The following is a 3,318-nucleotide window of genomic DNA, read 5'->3' as shown; positions in this document are numbered from 1 at the left end:
GTCGAGGTCTCTTATGCGGAGTTGGATGCGGCGGCGAATCGGTTGGCGGGTTATCTGCGTGGTGCTGGGGTGGGGGCGGAGTCGGTAGTCGGGTTGTGTCTGCCGTCCGGGGTGCAGATGATCACGGCGATTTTGGGTGTGTGGAAGGCGGGGGCTGCCTATCTGCCGATTGATGGGCGGTTGCCGGGTGAGCGGATCGCGTTCATGTTGGCCGACAGTGGGGCGCTGCTGGTGCTGGCCGACCGGGACATGGCTGGTCTGTTGGCAGGCGACGCGGGTGGCGTGCTGGCGGGGTCGTCGGTCGGGGTGCGGGTGGTGGTGCTGGATGAGCAGCTGACGGCGGACTACCCCGGCACGCCGCTGGATGCGGTGGTGGATCCGGCTGGCGTGGCGTATGTGATTTACACGTCGGGGTCGACGGGTGCGCCGAAGGGTGTGGCGGTCACGCATGGGTCGCTGGCCAACTACGTCGGTTCGGTGTCGGATCGGTTGGGTTGGTCCGGGGCTGGGACGCGGTATGGGTTGTTGCAGCCGCAGGTGACCGATTTGGGGAACACGGTGGTGTTCATCAGTCTGGCCACTGGTGGTGTGCTGCATGTGCTGGATCCGGAAGCGGTGACCGATCCGGAGGCGGTGGCCGGCTATCTGGCCGAGCATCGCATCGATCATGTCAAGGCCGTCCCCTCGCACCTGGCCGCGCTGACCGCGGCGGCGGGGGTGGAGCGTATCCTGCCTGCCCGGTCGCTGGTGCTGGGTGGTGAAGCGGCGCCGGCGGCGTGGGTGGCTGATCTGGTGGCGGTGGCTGGGGATCGGCGGGTGTTCAACCATTACGGGCCGACCGAGGCGACTATCGGTATTGCCACCACCGAACTGTCGGCCGACACGCTGGCCGGTGGGGTGGTGCCGGTGGGCACGCCGATCGCTAACACCCGCCTGTATGTTCTCGATGAGGCGTTGAACCCGGTTCCGGCCGGGGTGGTCGGCGAGCTGTATGCCGCCGGCGCGTCGCTGGCCCGGGGGTATGTGGGCCGTCCCGGTCTGACGGGTGAGCGGTTTGTGGCCTGCCCGTTCGGTTCGGGTGAGCGCATGTACCGCACCGGCGACCTCGCGAAGTGGACCCCGGACGGGCAGGTGGTGTTCGCCGGGCGGGCCGATGAGCAGGTGAAGATCCGCGGGTTCCGGATCGAGCCGGGTGAGATCGAGGCCGCCCTGCTGGCCCACCCCGAGGTCGCCCAGGCGGCGGTCGTCGCCCGCGAGGACACCCCCGGCGACAAACGCCTGATCGCCTATGTGGTGTCGGCCGACGGCGACACGGTGGATGACGGCCTGCGCGACTACCTGGCCCGCGAGTTGCCGGACTACATGGTCCCCGCCGCCGTCGTGACGCTACCGGAACTGCCCCTTACAGCGAACGGCAAGCTGAATCGCAAGGCCCTGCCCGCTCCCGACCACGCCGCGGCCAAGACGGCAGGCCGTGCGCCGGCCAACGAGAGAGAAGCGCTCCTGTGCGAGGTGTTCGCCCAGGTCCTCGAGCTCGAGTCGGTCGGAGTGGACGACAACTTCTTCGAGCTCGGCGGGCATTCGCTGCTCGCGATCCGGCTGCTTTCCCGCATCCGGGCAAGCCTCAGCGTGGAAGTCAAGATCCGGACGCTGTTCGAGTCGCCGACCCCGGCGCAGCTCGCGGCGAACTTAGGAACTGAGAAGTCGGCGCGGCCGGCTTTGCGCCCTATGCGTAAGGAGAACCAGTGATGATTCCGCTTTCGTTCGCGCAGCGCCGGTTGTGGTTCCTGGGTCAGCTGGAGGGGCCGAGTTCGACCTACAACATCCCGCTGGTCGTTCCGCTGGCGGGGGACTTGGACGTCGCCGCGCTGAACGCAGCGTTGCGCGATGTGATGATTCGTCATGAGTCGCTCCGTACGGTGTTTCCCGCGGTTGACGGCGAGCCGTACCAGCAGATCCTGGATCCGCAGGACCTGGACTGGGAGCTGCAGGTGCGCCAGGTTGCGCCCGGAGAGCTGTCCGAGGCGGCCGACCAGGTGCTGTGGTACACCTTCGACCTGTCGGCCGAGGTCCCGATCCGGGCCTGGCTGTTTCAGGCGGTCTCCGACCAGCCGGGAGCGGAGGCGGTCGAGAGCCTGCTCGTTGTGGTGATCCATCACATCGCGGGTGACGGCTGGTCGCTGGCGCCGCTGGCGCGGGATGTCTCGGCGGCGTACGCGGCGCGGCTGCGCGGCGAGGCGCCGGCGTGGGAGCCGCTGCGGGTGCAGTATGCGGACTACGCGTTGTGGCAGCGGGAACTGCTGGGTGCGGAGTCCGACCCGGAGAGTCTGCTGTCCGTCCAGGTGGATTACTGGCGGCGGACTCTGGCCGGAATTCCTGAAGAGCTGACGCTGCCGACCGATCGGCCGCGCCCGGCGGTGGCCAGTCATCGCGGGCACGATGTGCCGTTGCGGGTGTCCGCCGAGGTGCACGAGCGGCTGGCGGAGCTGGCTCGGGCCGAGGGTGCGACGCCGTTCATGGTGCTTCAGGCTGCGCTCGCCGTGACTCTGTCGCGGCTGGGGGCCGGGACCGACATTCCTATCGGTGCGGTGGTCGCGGGGCGTACCGATGAGGCGCTGAATGATCTGGTCGGGTTCTTCGTCAACACCCTGGTGGTTCGCACCGATCTGTCGGGCAACCCAGGGTTTCGGGAGATCCTCGGCCGGGTGCGGGAAGCCGGCCTGGAGGCCCTGGATCACCAGGAGGTGCCGTTCGAGCGGCTGGTGGAGGAGTTGGCGCCGGAGCGGTCGATGGCTCGGCACCCGTTGTTCCAGGTGTCACTGAACGTGCAGAACACGAGGCGTTCCGCGCTGCAGTTGACGGATGTGAAGGTCAGCGGCGCTGCCTCGCGCCGGGCCAGGCCGACCACCGTGCCGGCCAAGTTCGATCTCGAAGTGTCGGTCCGGGAGACGTTTGACAGGCAAGGGCGTCCTGCCGGACTCCAGGGATCGGTGGTTGTCGCCGCCGACCTGTTCGACCTCGCGTCAGGCGAGCGGCTCGTCAGCCGGTGGACGCGGGTGCTCGAGGCCGTGACCGCTTCCCCGGACCTGCGCCTGAACGACATCGAGATCCTCGATGCCGAGGAGCGCGAGCTGGTGGTTCGTGGGTGGAATGAGCCGTTTTTGGGTGGGGTGGATGGGACGGTTGTGGGGTTGTTTGAGGAGCGGGTGGCGGTGGCTCCGGGTGCGGTGGCGGTGGTGTGTGAGGGGGTGGAGTTGACGTATGGGGAGTTGGATGCGCGGGCGGATGCGTTGGCGCGGTATTTGCGTGGTGTGGGGG

General features: G+C 68.3%; 2 protein-coding genes. Both read left to right on the top strand.

The features are described 5' to 3' along the window. Positions 1 to 1,749: non-ribosomal peptide synthetase (locus ETD86_RS53400; RefSeq protein ID WP_138674238.1), on the top strand; the 1,749-nt coding region annotated here is incomplete at its 5' end. Next, on the top strand, positions 1,749 to 3,318 hold a 1,570-nt coding region (locus ETD86_RS53395; RefSeq protein ID WP_246149519.1), incomplete at its 3' end, for a condensation domain-containing protein. The genes ETD86_RS53400 and ETD86_RS53395, both read left to right, overlap by 1 nt.

It is taken from the genome of Nonomuraea turkmeniaca (assembly GCF_005889735.1).
Lineage (GTDB): Bacteria > Actinomycetota > Actinomycetes > Streptosporangiales > Streptosporangiaceae > Nonomuraea > Nonomuraea turkmeniaca.
The sequence above is the reverse complement of the archived record's forward strand: the minus strand, read 5'-3'. Positions and strand labels throughout refer to the sequence as shown.